Source organism: Nocardioides sp. LS1 (assembly GCF_003865225.1).
GTDB classification, from domain to species: Bacteria; Actinomycetota; Actinomycetes; order Propionibacteriales; family Nocardioidaceae; genus Nocardioides; species Nocardioides ginsengisegetis.
In genome coordinates this window covers 123525-146964 of sequence record NZ_BIFF01000006.1, presented here as the reverse complement: position 1 = coordinate 146964, position 23440 = coordinate 123525, and the positions used below count along the sequence as shown (strand labels likewise).

19 protein-coding genes are annotated in these 23440 nt (G+C 71.2%); 14 read left to right on the top strand and 5 right to left on the bottom strand.

Going from position 1 to position 23440, the window contains the following annotated elements:
* Nucleotides 1–11: 11 nt before the first annotated feature.
* The gene (locus tag EJF31_RS18210) at nucleotides 12–1292 is read right to left on the bottom strand and encodes an LCP family protein (RefSeq protein WP_125038596.1); all 1281 of its coding nucleotides are present in this window, start codon (nucleotides 1290–1292) and stop codon (nucleotides 12–14) included.
* An 80-nt stretch (nucleotides 1293–1372) separates the two neighbouring features.
* Here EJF31_RS18210 and EJF31_RS18205 point away from each other — a divergent pair, with 80 nt between their 5' ends.
* The 10 genes from EJF31_RS18205 (at nucleotide 1373) to EJF31_RS18160 (ending at nucleotide 13853) form a co-directional block, all read left to right on the top strand.
* Complete coding sequence (locus EJF31_RS18205; protein WP_260430951.1) at nucleotides 1373–1828, top strand: acyl-CoA thioesterase; 456 nt, start codon at nucleotides 1373–1375, stop codon at nucleotides 1826–1828.
* Between the two features lie 222 nt (nucleotides 1829–2050).
* Nucleotides 2051–3403, top strand: coding sequence for an LCP family protein (locus tag EJF31_RS18200; RefSeq protein ID WP_260430950.1), 1353 nt, complete (start codon nucleotides 2051–2053; stop codon nucleotides 3401–3403).
* Between the two features lie 134 nt (nucleotides 3404–3537).
* Nucleotides 3538–3822, top strand: a complete 285-nt coding sequence (locus tag EJF31_RS18195; RefSeq protein WP_125038593.1) for a GIY-YIG nuclease family protein — start codon at nucleotides 3538–3540, stop codon at nucleotides 3820–3822.
* Nucleotides 3823–3948: 126 nt separating this feature from the next.
* On the top strand, nucleotides 3949–4905 hold the full coding sequence (locus EJF31_RS18190) for a glycosyltransferase family 2 protein (RefSeq protein ID WP_125038592.1): 957 nt from the start codon (nucleotides 3949–3951) through the stop codon (nucleotides 4903–4905).
* The gene (locus EJF31_RS18185) at nucleotides 4902–5807 is read left to right on the top strand and encodes a glycosyltransferase family 2 protein (protein ID WP_125038591.1); all 906 of its coding nucleotides are present in this window, start codon (nucleotides 4902–4904) and stop codon (nucleotides 5805–5807) included. Before EJF31_RS18190 ends, EJF31_RS18185 begins: the two co-directional genes overlap by 4 nt.
* A 55-nt stretch (nucleotides 5808–5862) precedes the next feature.
* Nucleotides 5863–7041, top strand: a complete 1179-nt coding sequence (gene glf / locus EJF31_RS18180; protein WP_185736342.1) for a UDP-galactopyranose mutase — start codon at nucleotides 5863–5865, stop codon at nucleotides 7039–7041.
* Nucleotides 7038–9038 carry a glycosyltransferase gene (locus EJF31_RS18175; protein ID WP_125038589.1) on the top strand — a complete coding sequence of 667 codons (2001 nt, stop codon included), beginning with the start codon at nucleotides 7038–7040 and terminating at the stop codon, nucleotides 9036–9038. The genes glf and EJF31_RS18175 overlap by 4 nt, the downstream gene beginning before the upstream one ends.
* The gene (locus tag EJF31_RS18170; RefSeq protein WP_125038588.1) at nucleotides 9031–9942 is read left to right on the top strand and encodes an ABC transporter permease; all 912 of its coding nucleotides are present in this window, start codon (nucleotides 9031–9033) and stop codon (nucleotides 9940–9942) included. Before EJF31_RS18175 ends, EJF31_RS18170 begins: the two co-directional genes overlap by 8 nt.
* Nucleotides 9942–10745 carry an ABC transporter ATP-binding protein gene (locus EJF31_RS18165; protein ID WP_125038587.1) on the top strand — a complete coding sequence of 268 codons (804 nt, stop codon included), beginning with the start codon at nucleotides 9942–9944 and terminating at the stop codon, nucleotides 10743–10745. Before EJF31_RS18170 ends, EJF31_RS18165 begins: the two co-directional genes overlap by 1 nt.
* A gap of 195 nt (nucleotides 10746–10940) precedes the next feature.
* Nucleotides 10941–13853 carry an FG-GAP-like repeat-containing protein gene (locus tag EJF31_RS18160; protein ID WP_125038586.1) on the top strand — a complete coding sequence of 971 codons (2913 nt, stop codon included), beginning with the start codon at nucleotides 10941–10943 and terminating at the stop codon, nucleotides 13851–13853.
* Nucleotides 13854–13859: 6 nt separating this feature from the next.
* On the opposite strand, the gene EJF31_RS18155 is transcribed toward EJF31_RS18160, so the two are convergent.
* Nucleotides 13860–14594 carry a TIGR03089 family protein gene (locus EJF31_RS18155; protein WP_125038585.1) on the bottom strand — a complete coding sequence of 245 codons (735 nt, stop codon included), beginning with the start codon at nucleotides 14592–14594 and terminating at the stop codon, nucleotides 13860–13862.
* A gap of 38 nt (nucleotides 14595–14632) precedes the next feature.
* Here EJF31_RS18155 and EJF31_RS18150 point away from each other — a divergent pair, with 38 nt between their 5' ends.
* Nucleotides 14633–15712, top strand: a complete 1080-nt coding sequence (locus EJF31_RS18150; protein WP_125038584.1) for a mannose-1-phosphate guanylyltransferase — start codon at nucleotides 14633–14635, stop codon at nucleotides 15710–15712.
* 45 nt (nucleotides 15713–15757) lie between these two features.
* On the opposite strand, the gene EJF31_RS18145 is transcribed toward EJF31_RS18150, so the two are convergent.
* From EJF31_RS18145 to cofD, 3 genes are read right to left on the bottom strand one after another with little or no spacing between them, the layout of a single operon-like run.
* Nucleotides 15758–16516 (bottom strand): DUF3105 domain-containing protein, encoded by a 759-nt coding sequence (locus tag EJF31_RS18145; protein WP_260430949.1) that lies wholly within the window; start codon nucleotides 16514–16516, stop codon nucleotides 15758–15760.
* Nucleotides 16517–16561: 45 nt separating this feature from the next.
* A complete protein-coding gene (cofE, locus tag EJF31_RS18140; RefSeq protein ID WP_125038583.1) occupies nucleotides 16562–17527 on the bottom strand; it encodes a coenzyme F420-0:L-glutamate ligase in 966 nt (321 codons plus the stop codon).
* A complete protein-coding gene (gene cofD / locus EJF31_RS18135; RefSeq protein WP_125038582.1) occupies nucleotides 17524–18528 on the bottom strand; it encodes a 2-phospho-L-lactate transferase in 1005 nt (334 codons plus the stop codon). The genes cofE and cofD overlap by 4 nt, the downstream gene beginning before the upstream one ends.
* Nucleotides 18529–18738: 210 nt before the next feature.
* Between cofD and EJF31_RS18130 the strand changes: the two genes are divergently transcribed.
* From EJF31_RS18130 to EJF31_RS18120, 3 genes are all read left to right on the top strand, one after another.
* Nucleotides 18739–18993, top strand: a complete 255-nt coding sequence (locus EJF31_RS18130) for a WhiB family transcriptional regulator (protein ID WP_125038899.1) — start codon at nucleotides 18739–18741, stop codon at nucleotides 18991–18993.
* A gap of 94 nt (nucleotides 18994–19087) precedes the next feature.
* A complete protein-coding gene (locus EJF31_RS18125) occupies nucleotides 19088–21961 on the top strand; it encodes a glycosyltransferase family 2 protein (protein WP_125038581.1) in 2874 nt (957 codons plus the stop codon).
* Nucleotides 21958–23349, top strand: a complete 1392-nt coding sequence (locus tag EJF31_RS18120; RefSeq protein ID WP_125038580.1) for a DUF5719 family protein — start codon at nucleotides 21958–21960, stop codon at nucleotides 23347–23349. The genes EJF31_RS18125 and EJF31_RS18120 overlap by 4 nt, the downstream gene beginning before the upstream one ends.
* Nucleotides 23350–23440: the final 91 nt, after the last annotated feature.

Sequence of the window (23440 nt, the reverse complement as noted above, 5' to 3'; positions counted from 1 at the left end):
GGATGGGGTGGTCATCCGGTGACGCTCTTGGGCAGGCCGGTCGGCGTGCACAGGCTCTTCGGGATGTCGGACGTCTTGTCCTCGATGATGTACTTGAACATCTGCTTGCTGCGCGTGGGGTCCCAGCGCACCGACAGGTCCGCGATCGGCACCACGCAGCTGAGGCCGTTGGTGCCATTGACGTGCGTCATCGCCGAGGCCCACATGGCGGCGCGGACCGTCGAGGTGCCCTTGCCGAAGGCGAAGAAGTCGGGCACGGACGTCAGCAGGTTCCAGTAGCGGAACGGGTTGAGGAAGGTCCACGGCGACACGACCGCGTCACCGACCGCCGAGACGACCTCGCGCTGGTGCTTCACGCGGTCGATGTCGCCGATGTTGGAGGTGTGCCGCGAGCGGGCGTAGCCCAGTGCGGTGGTGCCGTCGGCCTCCTGGCACCCCTTCTTGACGTGCAGGTTGGCGAGCTTGTCGTCCATGTTCTCGGTCGGGCAGATGGTGATGCCGCCGACGGCGTCCACGACACCGGCCAGGCCGCCGAGGCCGATCTCGACGTAGTCGTCGATGCGGATGCCGGTGTTCTGCTCGACGGTCCGGGTCAGCAGCTTGGCGCCGCCGTACGCGAACGCGGCGTTGATCTTGGTCGTGCCGTGCCCGGGGATCTCGACGATCGAGTCGCGCGGGATCGACATCAGCAGGTTGGGGCCCGAACCGGTGTGCAGGATCAGGATCGTGTCGGTGCGCTGGCCCTGGGCGTTGCCGGTGCCGAGCTTCTTGCGCTCGGCGGCGCTGAGGCCGGCGCGCGAGTCGCTGCCGACGAGGAGGTACGTCGTGCCGGGCTGGTCGTCGGGACGCTTGCCGTCGGGCTCCCACGAGACCTTGTGCACCTTGCTCCACGCGAAGAACGGCACGAAGACCAGGTAGGCGATGTAGAGCAGCACCAGCAGGATCACCCAGCGGACGGGACGGATCCGGGGGCGACGCAGGCCCCCGCCGAACCGGCGGCCGGAGCCGCGGCCGGAGCCGCCGGATCCGCCCGGCGCGGGGGCGACGGGAGGAGGCGTGGGGCGCGCGGTCGGACGGTACTGGCGCGGCGGGTCGGTCGGTCGCGGCGACTGCTGGCCGCGGGCGTCCTTCGAGGCGGCCGGCATGACCTGGGTCTCGTCGGGGCGCGGCTGCTGCGGGACGGCGCGCGTCGCGTCGGCGTCGTTGGGCTGCTGGCCCTTCTTGCCGTAGAGCCAGTTGTACTCAGGAGTCCCGTCCTCGGGACCGCCATTGCCACGGGGACGGTCAGACATGGCGGTGACGCTACCGTGCCGCCATGCCGTCCGATACGAGTCCTCGATCACCCTCCTACGCGCGCGTGTCGCTCGCCATCATGACGTCGGGACGCGAGGCCAACCTGCTCGGCAACGTGCACGGCGGCGAGATCATGAAGCTCGCCGACTCCACCGCCGGGGCCGTCGCACAACGGCACAGCGGCGGTCCGGCGGTCACCGCGGCCATGGACGAGATGGCCTTCCTCGAGCCGGTCCACGTCGGCGACATCGTGCGCACGTTCGCCCAGGTCAACTGGGCCGGACGGTCCTCGATGGAGATCGGCGTGCGGGTCGAGACCCAGCCGTGGAACGACCCCTCGACCAGTGCGCTGCACGTCGCCTCGGCCTACTTCGTGTTCGTCGCGATCGACGCCGACGGCCGCGCGCGGGAGGTCCCGCCGCTCGTCCCGGAGACGCCCGACGAGGTGCGTCGCATGCGCGAGGCCGAGATCCGGCGGGCGCACCGGCTCGCCAAGCGGCAGGAGATCGAGTCGGGGCGCCACCGGGTGGAGTGAGCCGATCGGTCGCCGTCGGCGCGTCGTACCTCTCTGTGACGCCTGTGACTGGTGATACTTGCCGGGCACGACCCCGACGCCTCGGTGTCACCTTCCCCACAGCACGACCAGCAGAGAGGCATCTCGATGCCACCCGTTTCTTCCCCCGGGTTGCACGACCGCCACGGGCAGTCCCGTTTCACGACGGGTGACCGCGCGGCCCGTGTGCGCTTCCGTCGGGCCATGGCCCTGATGCTGATGACCCTCGTCCTCCCCGGGTCGGCCCAGCTCGTGGCCGGCAACCGCAAGGTGGGGCGTACGGCGATCCGCATCTGGTTCGTGTCCGCGATCGCGATCGTGCTGACGCTCGCCGTCGGGCTGCTCTGGCACGAGCTCCTCTTCTACCTCGTCTCGAACACCGTGCTGCTCGGGCTGCTTCGCTTCGCGCTGATGCTGGTCGCGATCGGCTGGGCCGGGCTGTTCATGGACGCCTGGCGGATCGGGCAGCCGCTCAGCCTCGCGATCCAGCACCGCCGCGCGGCCGTCGGCCTCAACGGCGTGCTGTGTCTCTCCGTCGCCGGGTCGCTGCTGTTCGGCGCGCACCTCGTCGGCGTCCAGCGCGACTTCATGCTGACGATGTTCGGCGGCAACCACGTCACCGACGCCCACGACGGCCGCTTCAACGTGCTCCTGCTGGGTGGGGACTCGGGTGCCGGCCGCTGGGGCCTGCGTCCGGACTCGATGACCGTCGCCAGCATCGACGCGAAGACCGGGCGCACCGTCCTCATCGCGCTGCCGCGCAACATGGAGAACTTCCCGTTCCGCAAGGGGACGGTCATGGACGAGCAGTTCCCCGACGGCTTCGACGCCGACTACCTCAACGGCGTCAGCACCTGGGCCGGCGACAACACCGAGCTGTTCCCCAAGTCGGAGAACCCCGGCGTCGACGCCACGATCATGGCCATCGAGGGCATCACCGGCCTGCGCATCAACTACTGGGCGATGGTCAACCTCGAGGGCTTCAAGGACCTCGTCGACGCCGTCGGCGGCGTCACCCTCAACGTCCGCTCGCCGATCCCGGTCGGCGGCCTCGGCTCCGACGTGACCGGCTACATCCAGCCGGGCGTCCGCAAGCTCAACGGCCACGACACGCTCTGGTTCGCCCGCGCCCGTGACGGCTCGGACGACTACTCGCGGATGGCGCGCCAGAAGTGCGTCATGAACGCCATGCTCAACCAGATCAGCCCGCAGGTCGCGATCTCGAACTTCGAGAAGATCGCCAAGGCGAGCTCCGCGATGATCTCCACCGACATCCCGGCCAGCGAGGTCGACACGTTCATGCAGCTGGCGCTGAAGGCCAAGGGCCAGAAGGTCTCGACCCTGTCGCTGGTGCCCCCGATGATCGTCACCTCCCAGCCGGACATCGGGCTGATCCACCGCAAGGTCAAGGAGGCGATCGCCCGCGCCGACGGCACCGCCCCCGCCCCGACCAAGGCCCGCAGCCACTCCGGGGACGTCGTCACCGGTGGCTCGGTCGGCTCCCTCCACGACGGCTACGCCGCCAACCAGTCCGACGACCTCGGCGCCGCCTGCTGACCCGGCCGCTGCCCTCGGTGGTTGAGGAGGTTGCGCTGGCAACCGTCTCGAAACCACACCCGATCCAGGCGGCCATCCACAGGCGAGCCAGGGGTTGGTTGCCGCCGATGCGGACGGACAGCAGGGTCATGGCCATGGCCGCATTCGTCTACATGCTCCGCTGCAGCGACGGGACCTACTACGTGGGCAGCACCCGCAACCTCGAGCATCGCGTGTGGCAGCACAACTGCACGGACGAAGGCGCGGCGTACACCCGCAAACGCCGGCCGGTGACGCTGGTCTGGTCGGCGGAGTTCGAGCACGTGGGCGCGGCCTTCGCCTTCGAAAAGCAGTTGGCCGGCTGGAGTCGCGCGAAGAAGCAAGTCCTCATCCGGGGTGAATTCGACTTGCTGCCGTTCCTTGCACGCCGTCGTACCTAGCGCTCGGGGGTTTCGAGACGCTCGCTGGCGCTCGCTCCTCAACCACCGAGCACCAGCGGCGTCCGTGGCGAGGCTCTCCTCACCACGACTTCGGGGATGCCCGACGGTCCCCCTAGGGTGTGAGCCGTGACCGACCAGCCGACCGTGCGCCCGCGCATCGCCGCCGTCGTCGTCACGTTCAACCGGCTCGAGCTGCTCCAGGGGCTGGTCGCGCGGCTGCGCGAGGTGCCCGAGGTCGACGAGATCCTGGTCGTCGACAACGCCTCGACCGACGGCACGGGGGAGTGGCTGGCCTCGGCAGGCTCGACCACCGCAGATGGCTCGACCAGCGCCGGCACGCCCGTCCGGGCCCGCACCCTGACCGAGAACCGCGGCGGTGCCGGCGGCTTCCACGACGGGCTCGCCTGGGCGATGGACGACGGCGCCGACCTGGCCTGGCTGATGGACGACGACGGGCTCCCCGACGCCGACTCGCTGGGCACCCTGCTGGCCCACCGCGGGGACTTCGACTTCTGGGGCCCGGTCGTGGTCGACGAGGCCGACCCCGGCCGCCTGGTCTTCCCGATCCGGCTCCCCGGCGGCACTCGCGTCGTGCACCGGATGGCCGACGTCGCCGCCGCGGCCCCCGACGGCGTGATCCGCGACGTGGTGATCCCGTTCAACGGCGTGCTGGTCACCCGCGACCTGGTCGACCGGATCGGCCTGCCCCGCGAGGAGTTCTTCATCTGGGGCGACGACCACGAGTACCGCCTCCGCGCCGAGCGCGCCGGCGGCCGGATCGGCACGATCGTCGACGCCCGGGTGTGCCACCCCAGCGTGGGCGAGCTCGGCACGCCGATGATGTTCGGCAGGACGACGTACAACCACAGCCCGAGCGACCTCAAGCACTACTGCATGGCGCGCAACAACCTGCTCAACCTGCGCGACTACCGCGGCTGGCCGCACGCCCTGATGTTCGTCGCCAAGACCGTGTGGTTCTACACCTTCACCCGCCCGCGCCCGGCCCGTCTCGCCCTCAGCGCCCGCGCCATGTACGCCGGCCTCCGCGGCGACTTCACCGGCCACCGGAGGTTCCTGCGGTGACCCACGAGACCGTCGCGGTCGTCATCGTCACGTTCAACCGCGCCGACCTGCTGGTCGGGATGCTCGACGCGCTGGCCCAGCAGACGCACCCGCCGGACGCGGTGTTCGTCATCGACAACGCCAGCAGCGACCACACCGCCCAGGTGCTGGGCCGCAACGACCTGCCGCTGCGGATCACCACGATGCCGGAGAACCTCGGCGGCGCCGGCGGCTTCCACCTCGGCGTGCAGCAGGCCTACGAGGCCGGCTTCGACCGGATCTGGCTGGTCGACGACGACGTCGTGCCTGCGCCCGACTGCCTGGCCACGCTGATGGCCCAGGACGAGGCGTGCCTGATGTCGGTCCGCGAGGACACCCACGGACACCTGGTCGAGAAGGCCGCAACCCGCTTCGACCTGCGCAACCCGCTCGCGATCAAGCCCAAGACCGGCATGGTCGAGACGGAGTTCGGCACGCGCGCGGCGATGCCGGAGCGGGTCGAGATCCAGAACGTCGCCTTCGAGGGGTTCATGGTCCGCCGCGACGTCATCGACACGATCGGGTTCCCGGACCCGTCGTACTTCATCTTCTACGACGACGTGGACTTCGCCGTCCGCGCCCGCCGGGCCGGCTACCGGATCTGGGCGGTGCGCGATGCCGTGCTGGTCCGCCAGCTCGACTTCGACCAGCAGCACGACCTGGCCGGGTGGAAGGGGTTCTACATGTTCCGCAACCTCTTCGTCGTGCACTTCCGCTACGGGGAGAACCTCCTCGTGCGCCTCAAGCCCTACCTGATCGCGCTCGCCGTCGTCCTGCTGAGCCCGGTCCGGGGCGGCAGGGCCGAGGCGCGCAATGTGATCCGGGCCATCGGCTCCGCGCGGGGGATGCGTCGCGTGCCCGAGCCGCCGCCCCACCGTCGCTAGACTTGCCGCCGCGTCAATCCCGAGGGCCCAACCGTCAGGAGAGCACCCCTTGTCCGTGTCCGACACCCCCGACCTCGTCGTCGTCGGTTCCGGCTTCTTCGGCCTCACGGTCGCGGAGCGCTGCGCCAACGAGCTGGGCCTGAAGGTCCTGATCCTCGAGCGCCGCCACCACCTCGGCGGCAACGCCTACAGCGAGGCAGACCCCGAGACCGGCATCGAGATGCACGTCTACGGCGCGCACCTCTTCCACACCTCCAACGAGAAGGTCTGGGAGTACGTCAACCGGTTCACGTCGTTCACCAACTACCAGCACCGGGTCTTCGGCCAGTACGCCGGGCAGGTCTACTCCCTGCCGATGAACCTCGCGCTCATCAACACCTTCTTCGGCAAGAGCCACACGCCCGACGAGGCGCGCGCCCTGATCGCGGAGCAGGCCAGCGAGATCGACACCGCCGAGGCGACCAACCTGGAGGAGAAGGCGATCTCCCTGATCGGTCGCCCCCTCTACGAGGCGTTCATCAAGGGCTACACCGCCAAGCAGTGGCAGACCGACCCCACCAAGCTGAGCGCGGACATCATCACCAGGCTCCCGGTGCGCTACAACTTCGACAACCGCTGGTTCAACGACACCTACGAGGGCCTCCCGGTCGACGGCTACACCGCCTGGCTGACCAAGATGGCCGACCACCCCAACATCGAGGTCCGCCTCGAGACCGACTTCTTCGACGTCGCCGACGAGTTCAAGGGCAAGGTCCCGATCGTCTACACCGGCCCGGTCGACGAGTACTTCGGCAACTCCGAGGGGCGCCTGTCGTGGCGCACCGTCGACCTCGAGGCCGAGGTCAAGGAGGTCGACGACTTCCAGGGCTGCGCGGTGATGAACTACAACGACCAGGACGTGCCCTGGACCCGGATCCACGAGTTCAAGCACTTCCACCCCGAGCGCACCTACATCTCGGGCAAGACCGTCATCGTCCACGAGTACTCCCGGTTCGCCGAGGACGAGGACGAGCCCTACTACCCGATCAACACCGCCGAGGACCGCGAGAAGCTGCTGAAGTACCGCGAGCTGGCCAAGGCCGAGCCCATGGTGCTGTTCGGCGGCCGCCTCGGCACCTACAAGTACCTCGACATGCACATGGCGATCGGTTCGGCGCTGTCGATGTACGAGAACAAGCTGAAGCCGCACTTCGCCGACGGCGCGGCCCTGACCAGCGGAGGCGTTGACGAATGAGCACCCGACTCCTGCAGCGGCAGATCCTGCCCCTCGACCGTGACTACGACGTCCTCGCGCTGTACGTCGACCCCGAGGAGGCCCGGCTCGACGCCGACAAGTACGAGGTCGGCGGCAACCGCGCCGCCAAGGACCTCAACAACGCGGCGATCCGGCAGTCCACCTCGACCGGCCGGGCGATCCACCCGGACCAGATCGAGTCCCGCACCGCCATGCGCGTCAAGGCGGGGGAGCGGCTCTCCTTCGGCACCTACTTCAACGCGTTCCCCGCGAGCTACTGGCGCCGCTGGACCGTCGTCACCGACGTGACGCTGACGGTCAAGCTCTCCGGCCGCGGCGCGTCGGTGATCGTCTACAAGTCGATGGCCAACGGCCGATCGCAGCGCGTCGACTCCGCCAGCACCGGCGACCAGGCCTCCGGCACGTTCACCTTCGAGCTGACGCTGAAGCCCTTCGTCGACGGCGGCTGGTACTGGTACAACGTCGTCTCCGGTGACGACGACGCCGTCGTCGAGTCGGCCGAGTGGACCGCCGAGGTCCCCGAGGACCGCGCCCAGCACGGCACCGTCGACATCGCGATCACGACGATGAACCGCCCCGACTTCTGCGCCAAGCTGCTCGGCCAGCTCGGCGAGGACGAGGTGCTGCGCCCCTACCTCGACCAGGTCCTGGTCATGGAGCAGGGCACCCAGAAGGTCGTCGACTCCCCGGACTTCGCCAAGGCGGAGGCGGCGCTCGGCTCCACCCTGCGGATCATCGAGCAGGGCAACCTCGGCGGCTCGGGCGGCTACGCCCGTGGCCAGCTCGAGTCGGTCCGCAAGGGCACCGCGACCTACGCGATGATGATGGACGACGACGTCGTCTGCGAGCCCGAGGGCGTCATCCGCGCGGTCACCTTCGGCGACCTCGCTCGCCGGCCCACGATCGTGGGCGGTCACATGTTCTCGATCTACTCCCGCTCGCGGCTGCACAGCTTCGGCGAGATCGTCCAGCCGTGGCGCTTCTGGTGGCAGTCGCCGCTGGACACCTACTCCGACTGGGACTTCGCCGCCCGCAACCTGCGCTCGAGCCGCTGGCTGCACAAGCGCGTGGACGTCGACTTCAACGGCTGGTTCATGTGCCTGATCCCGCGCCAGGTGCTGGAGGAGATCGGCCTCTCGCTGCCGCTGTTCCTGAAGTGGGACGACTCGGAGTTCGGCCTGCGCGCCAAGGCCGCCGGCTACCCGACCGTCACGTTCCCGGGTGCTGCCGTGTGGCACGTCCCGTGGACCGACAAGAACGACGCGCTCGACTGGCAGGCCTACTTCCACCACCGCAACCGCCTCGTCGCGGCGCTGCTGCACTCGCCCTACCCCAAGGGTGGCCGGATGGTGCGCGAGAGCCTCAACCACCAGATCGCCCACCTGGTCTCGATGCAGTACTCCACCGCCGAGCTGCGGCTCATGGCGATGGAGGACGTGCTCGCCGGCCCGGAGGGGCTGCACGGGCTGCTGGCCACGCGCCTGGCCGACGTCAACGCCTTCCGCAAGCAGTTCTCCGACGCCCGGCTCGAGGCCGACCCCGACGCCTTCCCGTCCGTGCGCCGCGAGAAGCCCCCGCGCAAGGGCAAGGACGGCAACGAGATCCCGGGTCGCCTGTCGACCCTGGTCAGCGCCGGGCTCCAGCCGCTGCGCCAGCTGAAGCCGCCGCGGGCGTTGTCGCGCCAGCACCCCGAGGCCGAGGTCCGGGCGATGGACGCGAAGTGGTACCGGCTGGCGTCGTACGACTCGGCGATCGTCTCGATGAACGACGGCACCTCCGCCGCGTTCTACCAGCGCGACCCCGAGCTCTTCCGCGACCTGATGAAGCGCACCATCGCGATCCACGAGCGCTACCGGCGTGAGTGGCCGCGCCTGGCCGAGCAGTACCGCGCCAGCCTGGCCCACATCACCTCGCCGGAGGCGTGGGACGAGACGTTCCGCCCCTGGACCGAGGGGAAGTCCGGCGCCGATGACTGACGTCGCGGGCGGTCACACCGTGCGGGTGGTCGACGCCGAGCTCGGCTCGCCGTCGGCCAACATGGGCCTGCTCTCGGTGTTCCAGCGCCGCTACCTGCTGCGGTTGCTCGTACGCCGTGAGGTCAGCGCGCGCTACTCCGGCTCGTTCCTCGGGCTGATCTGGTCCTACATCAACCCGCTGAGCCAGTTCTTCATCTACTGGTTCGTGATGGGCTACCTGCTCAAGCTCCACGACTCGGTGCCGCACTTCGCGGTGCACGTCTTCTCCGCGCTGATCGTCGTGCACTTCTTCATCGAGACGTTCAACGCCGGCACCCGCTCGATCGTGCGCAACAAGGGGCTGGTGCAGAAGATGGCGATGCCGCGGGAGATGTTCCCCGTGGCCTCGATGCTCGTCTCGCTCTACCACGTCGTCCCGCAGGTGGTCATCCTGCTGATCGTCGACGTCCTCTACGGCTGGAAGCCGGACGCCATCGGCATGCTCGCGGCCGTCATGGGCATCTCGATCATCATGATGCTCGGCACCGCGCTGGCCCTGATGTTCAGCGCCGCCAACGTGTTCTTCCGCGACTTCGCCAGCGCGGTCAACATCCTGACCAACTTCGTGCGCTTCGGCGTGCCGATGATCTACCCGTTCTCGATCGTCCCGCAGCGCTTCCACGGGCACGTCGAGGCCTACCTCGCCAACCCGATCGCCGACGCGGTCATCCTCTTCCAGCGGGCCTTCTGGGTCGGCATCCCCAGCGACCAGGGGGAGCAGATCAAGCAGGCCAGCGGGGGACCGGCCATGCCGGACCACCTCTTCCAGCACGGTGCGATCGCGCTGGCCGTGTCGGCGGTCCTGCTGATCCTCGCCCAGCTGATCTTCTCGCGGCTCGAGAACCGCATCCCGGAGCGCCTCTGATGACCTACTCCTCCGACACCTCCATCGTCGTCGACAACGTGACGAAGGAGTTCAAGCTCCGCTACCACCGCACCTTCAAGCAGGTGACCGTGGCGATGATGAAGGGCCACGACGTCTCCGACACGTTCAAGGCCCTCGACGGCGTCAACTTCGAGGTCAAGCAGGGCGAGTCGATCGGCCTGATGGGGCTCAACGGCTCGGGCAAGAGCACCCTGCTCAAGCTCGTCCAGGGCGTCATGCGCCCCGACGGGGGACAGGTGCTCACCCGCGGCCGGATCTCCGGCCTGATCGCCACCGGCGCGGGCTTCCACCCGCAGCTCACCGGCCGCGAGAACGTCTTCCTCAACGCCGCGATCCTGGGCATGTCCGAGGCGGAGACCAAGCGGAAGTTCGACGACATCGTGGAGTTCGCCGACATCGGCCGCTTCCTCGAGACGCCGGTCGGCAACTACAGCTCCGGCATGTTCGCCCGCCTCGGCTTCGCGGTCGCCGTGCACGTCGACTCCGACATCTTCCTGGCCGACGAGGTGCTCGCCGTCGGCGACCGCCCGTTCAAGAAGAAGTGCATGGAGAAGATGCAGGAGATCCGCGACAGCGGTCGCACGCTCTTCTACGTCTCGCACGCCACCGCCTCGGTCCGCAAGATGTGCGACCGCGTGATCGTGCTCGAGCAGGGCAAGGTCGGCTTCGACGGCGACACCGAGGCTGGCATCAAGTACCTCCACTACGACGACGACGACGGCAACGAGCCGGACCAGACCGACGAGTTCGACGCCGACGAGGAGATCGGCGCGGACATCTGACGCTCGGCGGGGTAGGTCACCGTTGGGCAACGGTTACCTGCACGTGAGCCTGAGCTGGATTGACAAATCTGAATAGTGGCGGCGTGTCGAGTGGAAATTACACGGTTGTAGTTACTCACTTTCCCTTCCGGTGCCTGTGTGACTCATGTGAAAGTTGCGCAACGTGTGAACTTCCCCCGCACTGGAGAACAGCCCATGCCACCGAGCAAGACCCGCTATGTCACCGCCTGTCAGCAGCTGCTGGCCCTCGGCCTGGTGCTGGCTGCCCTCACCCCCGCCGCCAGCGTCATCAGCCTCGACGTCGTCCGTGAGGAGCCCTCGCGCGGCGCCTCGGCGGGCCACCCCGCCGCCAGCCTGTCGGCCTACACCAAGGCCCAGGCCAAGGAGTCGGTGCTGCCGGCCGCGCCGGTCGACCCCGACGTCACCGAGGTCGCGCTGACCGCCGCCCCTGCCGCCACCGGTCACAAGACCTCGACCCTCGTGCCGGGCCGCGTCACCGCCAACGCCCGCAGCAAGCCGGGCATGCTGCCGGGCAGCACGCAGGTCACCAGCGTCCCCGAGCCGGTCACCGGCTACGGCGCCATCGGCGTCACGTGGGAGCACGGCGTGCAGATGACCGAGCAGACGCTCAGCTTCCAGCTGCGCACCCGCACGGGCGACACGTGGACCGACTGGTCGCTGCTGCCGTACGACGCCGACCACGCCCCCGACCCGAACTCCGCCGAGGGCCGGCACAGCCGCCCCGGCACCGAGCCGGTCATCGTCGGTGACGTCGACCAGGTCCAGATCCGCGCGCTGTCGCAGAGCGGCGTCGTGCCGGCCGACATGAAGCTCGCCGTGATCGACCCGGGCAAGCCGACCCGCACGGTGACCGAGCGCGGCGCGCTCGACACCAACACGATGGACGGCAGCACCGGCGACCCGGCCGCCCTCGTCGAGGCCGAGGCCCTCGCGGACGGCACCAAGGTGGACACGACGTCCGGCACCACGTCCAGCGACGGTGCGATCTCGATGTCGGCCGCGACGTACACGCCCAAGCCCGTCATCTACTCCCGCGCCCAGTGGGGCGCCGACGAGTCGATGCGCGACAAGAGCTCGCTGCACTACTACGAGGTGCACGCCGGCTTCGTGCACCACACGGTCAACGCCAACGACTACACACGCAACGAGGTGCCGGGCATCATCCGGAGCATCTACGCGTACCACACGCAGTCCAAGGGCTGGAGCGACATCGGCTACAACTTCGTGGTCGACCGGTTCGGCCGCATCTGGGAGGCCCGGTACGGCGGCATCGACCGCCCCGTCGTCGGCGCCCACACCCTGGGCTACAACGACTACTCGTTCGCGATGTCGGCCATCGGCAACTACGACATCAAGCAGCCGTCCGAGGCGATGGTGCAGGCCTACGGCGCGCTCTTCGCGTGGAAGCTGTCGCTGCACGGCGTCAACGCCGCCAGCACCAAGCAGTGGGTCGGCTCGAAGTACTTCGAGGCGATCAACGGCCACCGCGACGCCGGCCAGACCGCCTGCCCGGGCCGCTACCTCTACGCCCGGATTCCCGACATCCGCAAGCTCGCCGCCGAGGCGCAGCGCGGCTGGGCCGGGCGCCAGCTCGAGTCCAACCTGGCCTCCACGGTGCACCCTGACCTCATCGCGCGCCGGACCAGCGACGGCCAGGCGTTCATCCTGCCCACCGGTGGCATGACGGGCTTCGCGGCCCCCGTGACCGTGCCGGTCGACGTGGCCGCGGGCGACACGGTCACCCCGACCGGCGACATCACCGGCGACGGCGAGGGCGACCTGCTGGTGCAGGCGGCCGACGGCACCTCCCGCGTGCTGCCCGGCGACGGCAAGGGCGGCTTCGGCGCCGCGATCAAGCCCGGCACGGCCTTCCAGGGCCGCGACCTGGTCACCGCCGTGGGCGACGTCAACGGCGACGGCCGCAACGACCTCGTGGCCCGTCGCACCTCCGACGGCGCCCTCAACACCTACCTCGGCAGCGGCCAGGGCGGCTTCCTGCGCCGCTACGTCGGCACCGGCTTCGCGGGCTACGACAAGCTCGCCGCGACCGGCGACGTCAACGGCGACGGGTTCGGCGACCTGCTGGCCCGCGACCGGACCGGCCACCTGTGGCTGCTCGCGGGCACCGGCACCAAGGCGTTCTCCGCGGCGGTCCCGCTGGCCGGCAGCTGGGGGAAGTACGACACCATCACCGGCTACGGCGACTACAACGCCGACGGGCTGGGCGACCTGCTGGTCCGCGCGCCCGGCGAGCCGGCGTACGTCCTGCCCTCGCACGGCGACGGCACGTTCGGCCACGCCCTGGGCCCGATCAACCGGGCGATGGGTCCCGACTCGCTCGCCGGGGCCGACCTGACCGCCGGACCGACGCCCGACCTGCTGACCCGCACGGGCAACACCCTGGCGATCCTGCCCAACAACGGCACCTTCGACCTCGGGCCGGCCATCCCCACGGGGATCGACGTCTCCAGCGCCAACCGGCTGCTCAACGCCGGCGACTGGGACCGCGACGGCTTCGGCGACATCATCACCCGCAACGCCACGACCGGGGTGCTCTACCTCCGTCGCGGCGACGGGACCGGTCACTTCGGCAAGGCGATCCAGATCGGCACCGGCTTCGGCCAGGTCGGCCTGCTCGCCGCGGTCGGCGACATGACCGGCGACGGCTACCCCGACCTGATGGGGCAGCCGGCCGGGCACGACATCCGGATCTACCCCGGCAACGGGCTGGCGGGCCTCAAGATGAGCTACGTCGCCCACGGCGCCATCGATGCCGGGACGCAGATCCCGGTCGGCCGCTGGGACGGCGACGGCGCGCCGGACAGCCTGTTCCGCAAGGGCTCCAGGCTGACGCTCTACCCGGGCAACGGCCCGGGCGGGCTGACCTCGCCGAAGACCGTGGGCATCGACCTCACGCCCTACGACTGGTTCATCGGGATCAGCGACGAGTCGCTCACCGGTCATCCGGACGTGCTCGCCCGCGAGAAGGCGACGGGCTACCTGTGGCTCTTCCAGGGCACCGAGAGCGGCTTCGCCAAGCGCCGCTTCATGGGTGAGGGGATGCAGGCCTATGACCTGGCCGGATAGCCGCAGCTAACCGGCCCGTGGCCCCTGGTCCGCGCAAGGGAAGCGAGCCGTGGCGCGCTCGGAGGTGTACGTCGCCTCCAGCCACCCCGGTTCGGCGTGGGAGACCAGGACCAGCGAGCCGCTCCGTGCGAGCGGTTCCACGAAGGTGGCGATCCCCGGTGGGGAAGCCGGGTTCGCCTCCGACAGGAGACGGCCGCCGTCGGTGAGGAGACTCCCGGCGGCGGCCGTCCTCCACATCTCGGCCTGGGTGATCCCGGGCAGCGCGTCGTCGTCGCCCGTCGGCGGGTCCCACGGCGTGAAGGCGTCCGGCTGGCCCCAGATCTCGATCCCGACGTCGTGGACGCCGGCCGGCAGCGGGTCGGCGAACCGGACGCCCATCGGCCGCAGCGAGCAGGCCAGGACCACCACCTCGTCGGCGCGGCCGGCCCACGAGGCGACCCCGTCGGGGCCGGTCACGACCACGTCGGCGTCCTCGGCGTCGCCCACGACGAGGCCCACGGTCCAGGCCGCGCCGAGGAACACCGGGGTGAGCCAGTGGGGCGGGAGGTCGACGTACATCGTCTGGCCGCGCTCGAGGTCGTGCTCGTCGGCGAGCAGGGACGCGGCCTTGGCCACCCAGTTGGCGTACGTCGTCACCGACAGCTCGACCCGCTCGTCGGTCGCGTGGTCGTAGAACGTCACGAGCGGACGGCCCGGCTCGGTCCGCAGCAGGCCGGACAGGACGGTGGCGAAGGTGGTCACCCGCCCACCCTAGGAGCCCAGACCCTAGGCTCCTCGGCATGCCTGCCATCGAGAGCTTCTGGGCCGTCATCCCCGCCGGCGGAGCCGGGACGCGCCTGTGGCCGCTGTCCCGGTCCTCCTCGCCCAAGTTCCTCCACGACCTGACCGGCACCGGACGCTCCCTGCTCCAGGACACCCACGACCGGCTCGAGCCGCTGGTGGGGGAGCGCTTCGTGGTCGTGACCGGCCGGCCGCACCGCGAGGCCGTGACGGCCCAGCTCGCGGCGCTGGCGCCGGAGTCCGTGCTGGCCGAGCCGTCGCCCCGCGACTCGATGGCCGCGATCGGCCTGGCGGCCGCGGTGCTCGAGCGGCAGGACCCCGACGCGGTGATGGGCTCCTTCGCCGCCGACCACGTGATCGCCCACCCCGACCGGTTCGCCGACGCCGTACGCACCGCCGTCGAGGCGGCCCGCGACGACTGGCTGGTCACCCTCGGCATCGAGCCGACCTTCCCGTCCTCGGCGTTCGGCTACATCCACCTCGGCGAGGAGCTCGCGGGCCGTCCGGGCGCGCGGTCGGTGCTGGAGTTCGTGGAGAAGCCGTCGACCGAGGTGGCCGAGGGCTACCTCGAGACGGGTGCCTACCGGTGGAACGCCGGCATGTTCGTGGTGCGGCCGCGGGTGCTGCTGGACCTGCTCGCGCAGTGGCACCCCGACTTCGCCGCGACCCTGCGCACCATCGCGGCCGACCTGACCCGGCTCGACGAGCTGTGGCCCGACCTGCCGAAGATCGCCCTCGACCACGCCGTGGCCGAGCCCGCCGCCGCGGCCGGCCGGGTGGTCGTGGTGCCCGCGAGCTTCGGCTGGGACGACATCGGCGACTTCGACTCGCTCGCCACGCTGCTGGAGGGCGACGGGAAGGATGTGACCGTCCTGGGCGACGACGCGCTGGTGCGGACCCTGGACGCAACCGGTCTCGTCGTCCCGCGGTCGGGCCGCGTGGTGGCGGTGGTGGGGCTCGACGACGTCGTCGTCGTGGACACCCCGGACGCCCTGCTGGTGACCACGCGGGCGCACGCCCAGCGGGTCAAGGACGTGGTGGCCGGCCTCAAGGACGCCGACCGCGCCGACCTCACGTAGCCCTCTCAGGGGGCCACGCGAGGCCGACGCCGGATCACCCGGCAATCACATCGCGCCGGGCTCGGGGGAGTCGGTGTAGGGGTACTTCAGCATGAAGTCGCTGAGGCTCGCGCCCGAGACCTGCGAGCAGTACTGGAAGACACCCTCCTGCTTGCTGGTGTCGGTGTTGCCCGAGCCGCCGGCCGACCAGTGGGTGAAGGCGACGTGCTGGCCCGAGGGGAACTTCGCGCCGCCCTCGTCGGAGGAGAGCCACGGCGCCGCGATGAACTTGTCGCGGAAGTTGGAGGTGCCGGCGAGCTTGTCCGCGATCGCCTGCAGCTCCTTCATGTCGGTGTCGTTCTTGGCGATGGTGTCGTCGTACCAGAGGATCGTGTAGCCGTGCTCGAGGTTGTGCACGAGCGCCTCGAGGGCCGGCCGGTCGGCGGCGGTGTAGAGCTTGCGCTCCATCGGGGCGGGCGCGAGCCCGGCGACGTTCCAGTGGGCGCCGAAGGCCGGCGGGGCGTCCTTGTAGTCGACCGTCTGGGTCTGCGGCACGTGCTGCTGGTTGCCGTCGGCCTTCTTGGTCGTCACCTTCTGGCAGACCGAGGCCGGGGCGCCGATCGAGGCGAGGTCCTTGCTCTTGAACTGGCGCAGGTCCCACCAGTTCTTGATCGGCTGGAACGCGGCGGCGCCGACGATGAGCACCGCCACCACCGTGCAGACGCCCACGATCATGAAGCCGCGCCGCTGGTCGGCGGTCTTCTGCTTCTTCAGGGTCGCCGCGATCACGGCCTGACGGTCGGACTTGGCCTGCTTCTTTGCCACGGGTCGGCTTCCTCGGTTCTGGCGGGTCTGGGTCGAGGGCAGAGTCTACGGAGTGACCGGGCGCACTCCGACCCGACCGGCCACTCGGGCGCCGGCCGTGTCGGGGACGAGCTCCCAGCCGTGCGCGAACGCGAGCGCGGCGAGCACCGGAGCGTGCTCCGCGCCCACCTCCACCTCGAGCCCGTACGACGCCTCCGCGGCCGGCACGCCCAGCACGGCCGCCACGGCGGCGGCCAGCTCGGCGGGGGCGGCCGGGGCGCCGAAGGGAGCCCGGTCGGCCGCGTCGCCGCGGAGCGCCCGGAGCACGGCCTCGCGGGCGCCGTACCCGAACAGGTCGCCGCCCTCGGCCCGGACCAGGGCGACCGCGCCGGTGCCGTGCTCGCCCGCGGGCAGCACCAGGTCGGCGCGACCGCGCACCACCGCGAACGGGCGGCCACCGAGCTTGCCCTGCGCGAGCTCGCAGGCGCCGGCGATCTCGTCGGCGACGGCCGGGGCCGTGACCGCCAGCTCGTTGCCGTGGCCGTCGACGCGGCCCGCGAAGTCCTCGCTGACCAGAAGCCCGGCCGCGCCGACGGCGATGTCGGTCTGGCCCTCGCGCCAGGCGCGGCCGGCGGTGTCGGTGACGACCACGCCGACGTTGAGCCCGGTGCGCTGGTGGATCGCGGACCGCAGGCGGCGGGCCGAGGCGTCGGGGTCCTCGGGCAGCAGCACGACCGTGCCGGCCTCGACGTTGGAGGCGTCGATGCCGGCGGCAGCCATGGTCAGGCCGTGGTGGGTGCGGACGATGGTGGTCGGTCCGCGGCGCGCGACCACGCGGGCCGTCTCGCCCGGCAGGGCCTCGTCGCGGGTGCCGGCGCGGACCCGGCCCTCGGACTTGCTGACGACCTTGCTGGTCACCACGACGACGTCGCCGTCGACCAGGTCGACGAGGGGCAGCAGCAGCGTGGCGAGGTCGTCGCCCGGGCCCACCTCGGGCGCGCCGTCGGGCGCGACGACGGTCAGCGTGGTCATCGGACGGGCGTCACCAGCGAGACGGCGGCCGCGGCCATCGCGGCGGTGGCGTCGGGGGACGTCATCATCAGCGGCACCGCCACGCAGGCCAGGCCCGCGTCGGCGAGCCGGCCGACCTGCTCGGCGTCGGCCTCGTCGACGAGCCAGCCGTCGAGCACCCCGCCGGCCGACCGCGCGCCGTAGTGCAGCCCCACCCCCGCGGCGCTGACCTCCACGCCGATCGCGGTGAGCATCTGCTCGGCCATGCCGCGGACGTGGGTGCCGCCGACGATGGGGGAGAGGCCGACGACCGGGGCGCGCGTCGCCGCCAGCGCCTCGCGCACCCGCGGCACGCCGAGGATGGTGCCGACCGACACCACGGGGTTGGAGGGTGGCAGCACGACGAGGTCGGCGTCGGTGATCGCGTCGATGACGCCGGGCCCGGGCGTGGCGTCGTCGAGCCCGACGAAGACCAGCGTCTCGGCGGGGACCGAGGCGCGCAGCCTGATCCAGTACTCCTGGAAGTGCATGACCCGGCGCCCGCTGGGGGAGTCGGGGTCGGCGACGGCGACGTGCGTCTCGACCCGGTCGTCGGTCATCGGCAGGAGGCGCACGCCCGGCTGCCAGCGCCGGCACAGCGCCGCGGTGACGTCGGAGAGCGGGTAGCCGGCGTCGAGCATCTGGGTGCGGACGAGGTGGGTGGCGAGGTCACGGTCACCGAGGCCGAACCACGTCGGCTCCACGCCGTACGCCGCCAGCTCGTCCTTGGCGCTCCACGTCTCCTCCCGGCGTCCCCAGCCGCGCTCGGGGTCGATCCCGTCGCCCAGGGTGTACATGACCGTGTCGAGGTCGGGACACACCTTGAGGCCGTGCACCCAGATGTCGTCGGCGGTGTTGGCCACCACCGTCACCTCGGCGTCGGACGCCACGCCGGGGAGGGTGCCCGAGGCGATGCCGTGGAGCAGTCCCTGCAGGAACTTCGCCCCGCCCATACCCCCGGAGAGCACCGTGATCTTCTGCATGTGGATACCTTGCCGCACGGCGGCAATAGCCCGATCGGGTGGTTGCGGCCCATACCAGACGGCGGCTTGACTAGAGGGGTACGACAGGCATGTAATTCCCACAGTGTTCTTCGTGGTCGCAACAGGTCAGGTCGCCCTACCATCTGCCGATCTGACCGGCGACGAGGACAACGGGGATGGGTGCAACACCGGGTCGAAAGGGCGAGTGCCGTGAGAGAACTATTTCTCCTGGACGGGGACGCCGAAGAAGCGGGCTGGCAGGACCGTGCGCTCTGCGCACAGACTGACCCCGAGGCGTTCTTCCCCGAAAAGGGAGGATCGACCAGGGAGGCCAAGAAGGTCTGCCTGACGTGCGAGGTGCGAGACGACTGTCTCGAGTCCGCACTGGTGAACGACGAGCGCTTCGGCATCTGGGGTGGTCTCTCCGAGCGAGAGCGCCGCAAGCTGAAGAAGCGCGCAGTCTGAGTGTGGGCGCCCCGGTGACGGGGCGCACACGCGCGAGGGGGTCGCCCGTGACGGGCGGCCCACCCTCAGGTCCGGGCCGTTATGGTCTGGGATCGTGAATTCTTCGGTGACCGCGCTGCTCGTCAGCCACGACGGGGCGCGTTGGCTCCCCTCCGTCATCGACGGGTTGCGCAGCCAGACAGTCCCGCTCCGCCGAGTCGTCGCGGTCGACACCACCAGCCGCGACGAGAGCCCCGAGCTGCTGCGGCAGGCCTTCGGCCCGCCCCACACGGTGCCCGGCTCCACGACGTTCCCCCAGGCCGTCCGCCACGGCCTCGACCAGATCCCCGAGGAGGGCCCCGAGGCCCCGGAGTGGATCTGGATCCTGCACGACGACGCCAACCCGGCGCCGGACGCCCTCGAGGCGTTGCTGGCCGCCGCGGCCGAGCACCCCGACGCCGACATCCTCGGCCCCAAGCTGCGCGAGTGGCCCTCGCTCAAGCGGCTCCTCGAGCTCGGCATCACGATCTCCGGCACCGGCCGCCGCGAGACCGGCCTCGAGCGGGGCGAGTACGACCAGGGCCAGCACGACGACATCCGCACCGTCCTCGCGGTCAACACCGCCGGCATGCTGGTGCGCCGCCGCGTGCTGGAGGAGCTCGGTGGCTTCGACACCCAGCTCCCGATCTTCGGCAACGACGTCGACTTCGGCTGGCGCGCCGCCGCGGCCGGGCACCGCACGATCATCGTGCCGGCTGCCGTCGTCTTCCACGCGGAGGCGGCCCACCGCGGCATCCGTCGTACGCCGATCACCGGGCGCCACACGCACTACCAGGAGCGCCGGGCCGCGCTCTACACGCTGCTGGTCAACTCGCAGGGCCGGTCGCTGCCCTTCCAGCTGCTCCGGCTCGGGCTCGGCACCCTCCTGCGGATGATCGGCTTCCTGCTGGTCCGCTCCGTGGGTGAGGCCCTCGACGAGCTCGCCGCGCTGGTCTCCCTCTACGGCTCGCCGCGCGAGATCCTCAAGGCCCGCCGCGCCCGCCGGGGCAAGGCCGTGGTGCCGCCCGAGAGCGTCAAGCCGCTGCTCGCGCCGCCGTGGCTGCCCTACCGTCACGGCCTCGACTTCCTCGGCGACGTGGCCAACGCCCTGACCAACCAGGCCTCCGACGTGGCCGAGCGCCGCCGCGAGGCCAAGGCGGCCGTCGCACCGCCCTCGCTCACCCCGACCCGGCCGACAGCCGCCGCCGACGAGGACATGCTCGCCGAGGACACCGGCGTGGTGGCCCGCTTCCTGACCAACCCGGTCGCGGTGTTCCTGACCCTCTTCGGCCTGCTCGCGATGGTCGGCGCCCGCGCGGCGTTCGGCGACGTCGCCGGCGGCGGCCTCTCGCCGATGCCGGCCAACACCCGCGACTGGTGGGAGCTCCACCTCTCCTCGTGGCACGCCCTGGGCGGCGGCACCGCCGTGCCGCCGATGCCCTACGTGCTGCCCCTGGCCCTGCTCGCCAGCCTGCTCGGCGGACCCGGCCCGGCCGTCTCCACGATCTTCGTGCTCGCCGTTCCCGTCTCGCTCTGGGGCGCCTGGCGGTTCCTGCGGGTGGTCGGCCGCCTCGTCGCCCCGGCCGGCGCGCCGCGCGGCATCCTGCTCTGGGGCGCCACCACCTACTCCCTGCTCCCGGTCGTCTCCGGGGCCTGGGGCGACGGCCGGATCGGCACCGTCGTGGTCGCCATGCTCTTCCCGTGGCTCGCGCACGCCGCGCTGGGCTTCGCCGACCCCGACCCGGACCGACGCTGGCGCGCGGCCTGGCGGGTGTCGCTGCTGCTGGCGCTCGGCACGGCCTTCGCACCGGTGATCTGGCTCGTGGCCGTCGTGCTCGGGCTCGTCGTCGTCGCCGCCGCATTTGCGATCGTGCGCAGCGTGATGGCCGACCGTTCGGTGTGGGGCCCGCCGGCCGCGTCGCTCGGCGTCGTACCCGTCCTGCTGTCGCCGTGGTGGATCCCCGCCGTCATCCACGGGGCGGGGGAGGGCCTGCTGCTCGAGGCTGGACGGCTCCCGTCGCCCGTCGTCGACGCCCGCGACCTGCTCACCGGCCGGATGGGCGACCTCGGCGCGCCGTGGTGGTGGGGCGTGGTCCTGCTCGTGCTGGCCGTGCTCGCGCTGCTGCCGCGCGTGACCCGGATCCCCGTCATCGTCTGCTGGATGGTCGCGTTCGTGACGGCGATCGTGGCCGTCGTGCTCGGTGCCTTCCAGCTCTCGCTCGCCGCCGTCACCACCGACGTCGGGCTCGGCGCGCTGGTCGTCGTCCTCCAGGGCACGTTCGTGGTGGCCACCATGATCGGCGCGCAGGGCATGGCGCTGCGCGTCGCCCGCGCCGACTGGTCGTGGCGCCGCGTGCTCGCCGTGGCCGTCGCGGCCGTCGCGGTCGCCGTACCCCTCACCAGCCTCGGCTGGTTCGTCGCCGGCACCCAGGACCGGCTCGACGAGGGCGGCGGGGCCGACATCCCCGAGTACATGGTCCAGAGCTCGATGACCGGACCCGAGCACGGCATCCTCGTCATCCGCGGTGACCTCGACCACGGCCTCACCTACACCGTGCGCCGCGGCGACGGCGTCACCCTCGGCGAGGACGAGGTCATCGACCTGACCGCCGAGGACCCCGCCTTCACCAAGACCGTCCGCGCGCTCACCTCGCGCCCGACGCCCCCGGTCGTCGACAGCCTGGCCCGGAGCGGCATCGAGTACGTCGTCCTGCCCTCGCCCGCCGACGGCGACGTCGCGGCCGCCCTCGACGCGTCCGGCGGGCTCGTGCAGGCCAGCGCCGAGGACCGGTCAACGCGGGCCTGGAAGGTCAGCCACGCGCTCGACCCGCACGCCCTGGACGGCCCCCGGTCGTGGCTGCGGATCGTGCTGCTCGTCGTGCAGGGGCTCGGGATCGTGGTGGTCGCCGTGCTCTGCGCCCCGACGACCAACAGGAGGCGCGAGTCATGAGCACCCCGGCACCTACCAACCCCGGCGCGCGCTCGAGCAGGCGGGTCAAGGTCGACGTGACCACGGCGCTGGCCGTGGGCCTGCCGATCCTCACCGTCCTTGCCGTGCTGCTCGTGCAGCCCAGTGACGTGACCCTGTCGCGCCAGGCCCCGACCCGCACGCCGCTCACCAGCGCCTCGGTCGTGTGCCCCTCGCCGGTGACCGGATCGCCCGACGCCCTGGTCTCCACCGACGAGAAGGGCGCCTCCGGCGAGCTCGAGGTCGAGGTCGGCAAGGACTCCTCCCGCATCCAGGTCGCCCAGGGCAAGGCCACTCCGGCCGGCTCGGGCGACGGCCCGGTCGTGGTCAACGGCCACGGCGACCTCGCCCCCGGCCTGTTCGGCTCCCGCCTCGGCGGCAAGCAGCTCGCCGGGGTGCCGTGCTCGATCACCACGGCCGACCAGTGGTTCACCGGCGTCGGTGCCGGCGCCGGCCACACCTCGCAGCTCGAGCTGGTCAACCCCGACGCCGGACCGGCCGTCGCCGACATCACGCTCTACGGCCGCGCCGGGACGATCGACGTACCCCGCCTCCGCGGCGTCTCCGTCCCCGGCCACAGCAGCCTCCACCTCGACCTCGGCAAGATCGTCCCGCGCCGCGACGAGCTCACCATGCACGTCGTCACCTCGCGCGGCCGCCTGGCCTCGTCCGTGCTCGACACCTACGCCGTCATCGGCGGCGCGCCGAGCAGCGACTGGCTCGCCCCCCAGGCCGCCCCGGCCACCTCCTCGCTCCTGCTCGGCACCCCCGGTGGCGCCGGCAAGCGCACCCTCGTGCTCACCAACCCCGGCGAGGACGAGACCCGGGTGAGCCTCAAGATCGTCAGCGAGCGCTCCGTGTTCGCCCCCGAGGGCATGAAGGAGATCCGGCTCGCCCCCGGCTCGGTCAAGCGGGTGTCGCTGACCGAGCAGGTCGCCTCGGCGATCACGAAGGGCGGCTTCGGCCTCCAGGTCGACTCCACCTCTCCCGTGACGGCCACGCTCCGGTCCTTCGTCGACGGCGACCTGTCGCACGCCACCCCCGGCTCGGCGGTCACCGAGGACACGGCGGCCGTCGTCCCCATCGGGAACAAGCGGCTGCTGCTGGCCGGTGCGAGTGGTGTCGGCGTGGTCACCGTCGTGGCGACGTCCGCCTCCGGCGAGGAGCTGTCCAGCACCCGTGCCGAGGTCCGGCCCGGCGCCGGCACCGTCGTCACGCTGCCCCCGAAGGCCACCATCGTCTCGGTCTCCCCGAGCCAGACCTCCGTGGTCGCGGCCGTCGAGGCCTCCGGCAACGGCACGGCCGTCCTGCCCCTCACCGACCTCCTCCGCAACGGTCTGATCCCCGGAGTCCGTCCGGGTCTGCCCTGAGGGTGCCGCTGCGCGGGGCTGCCTTCCCGGGAGGTCGGGCTCCGGGGTGGGGCCGGCGTGCCGCTCCCGCGGGACGCGAGGCACGTCGCTT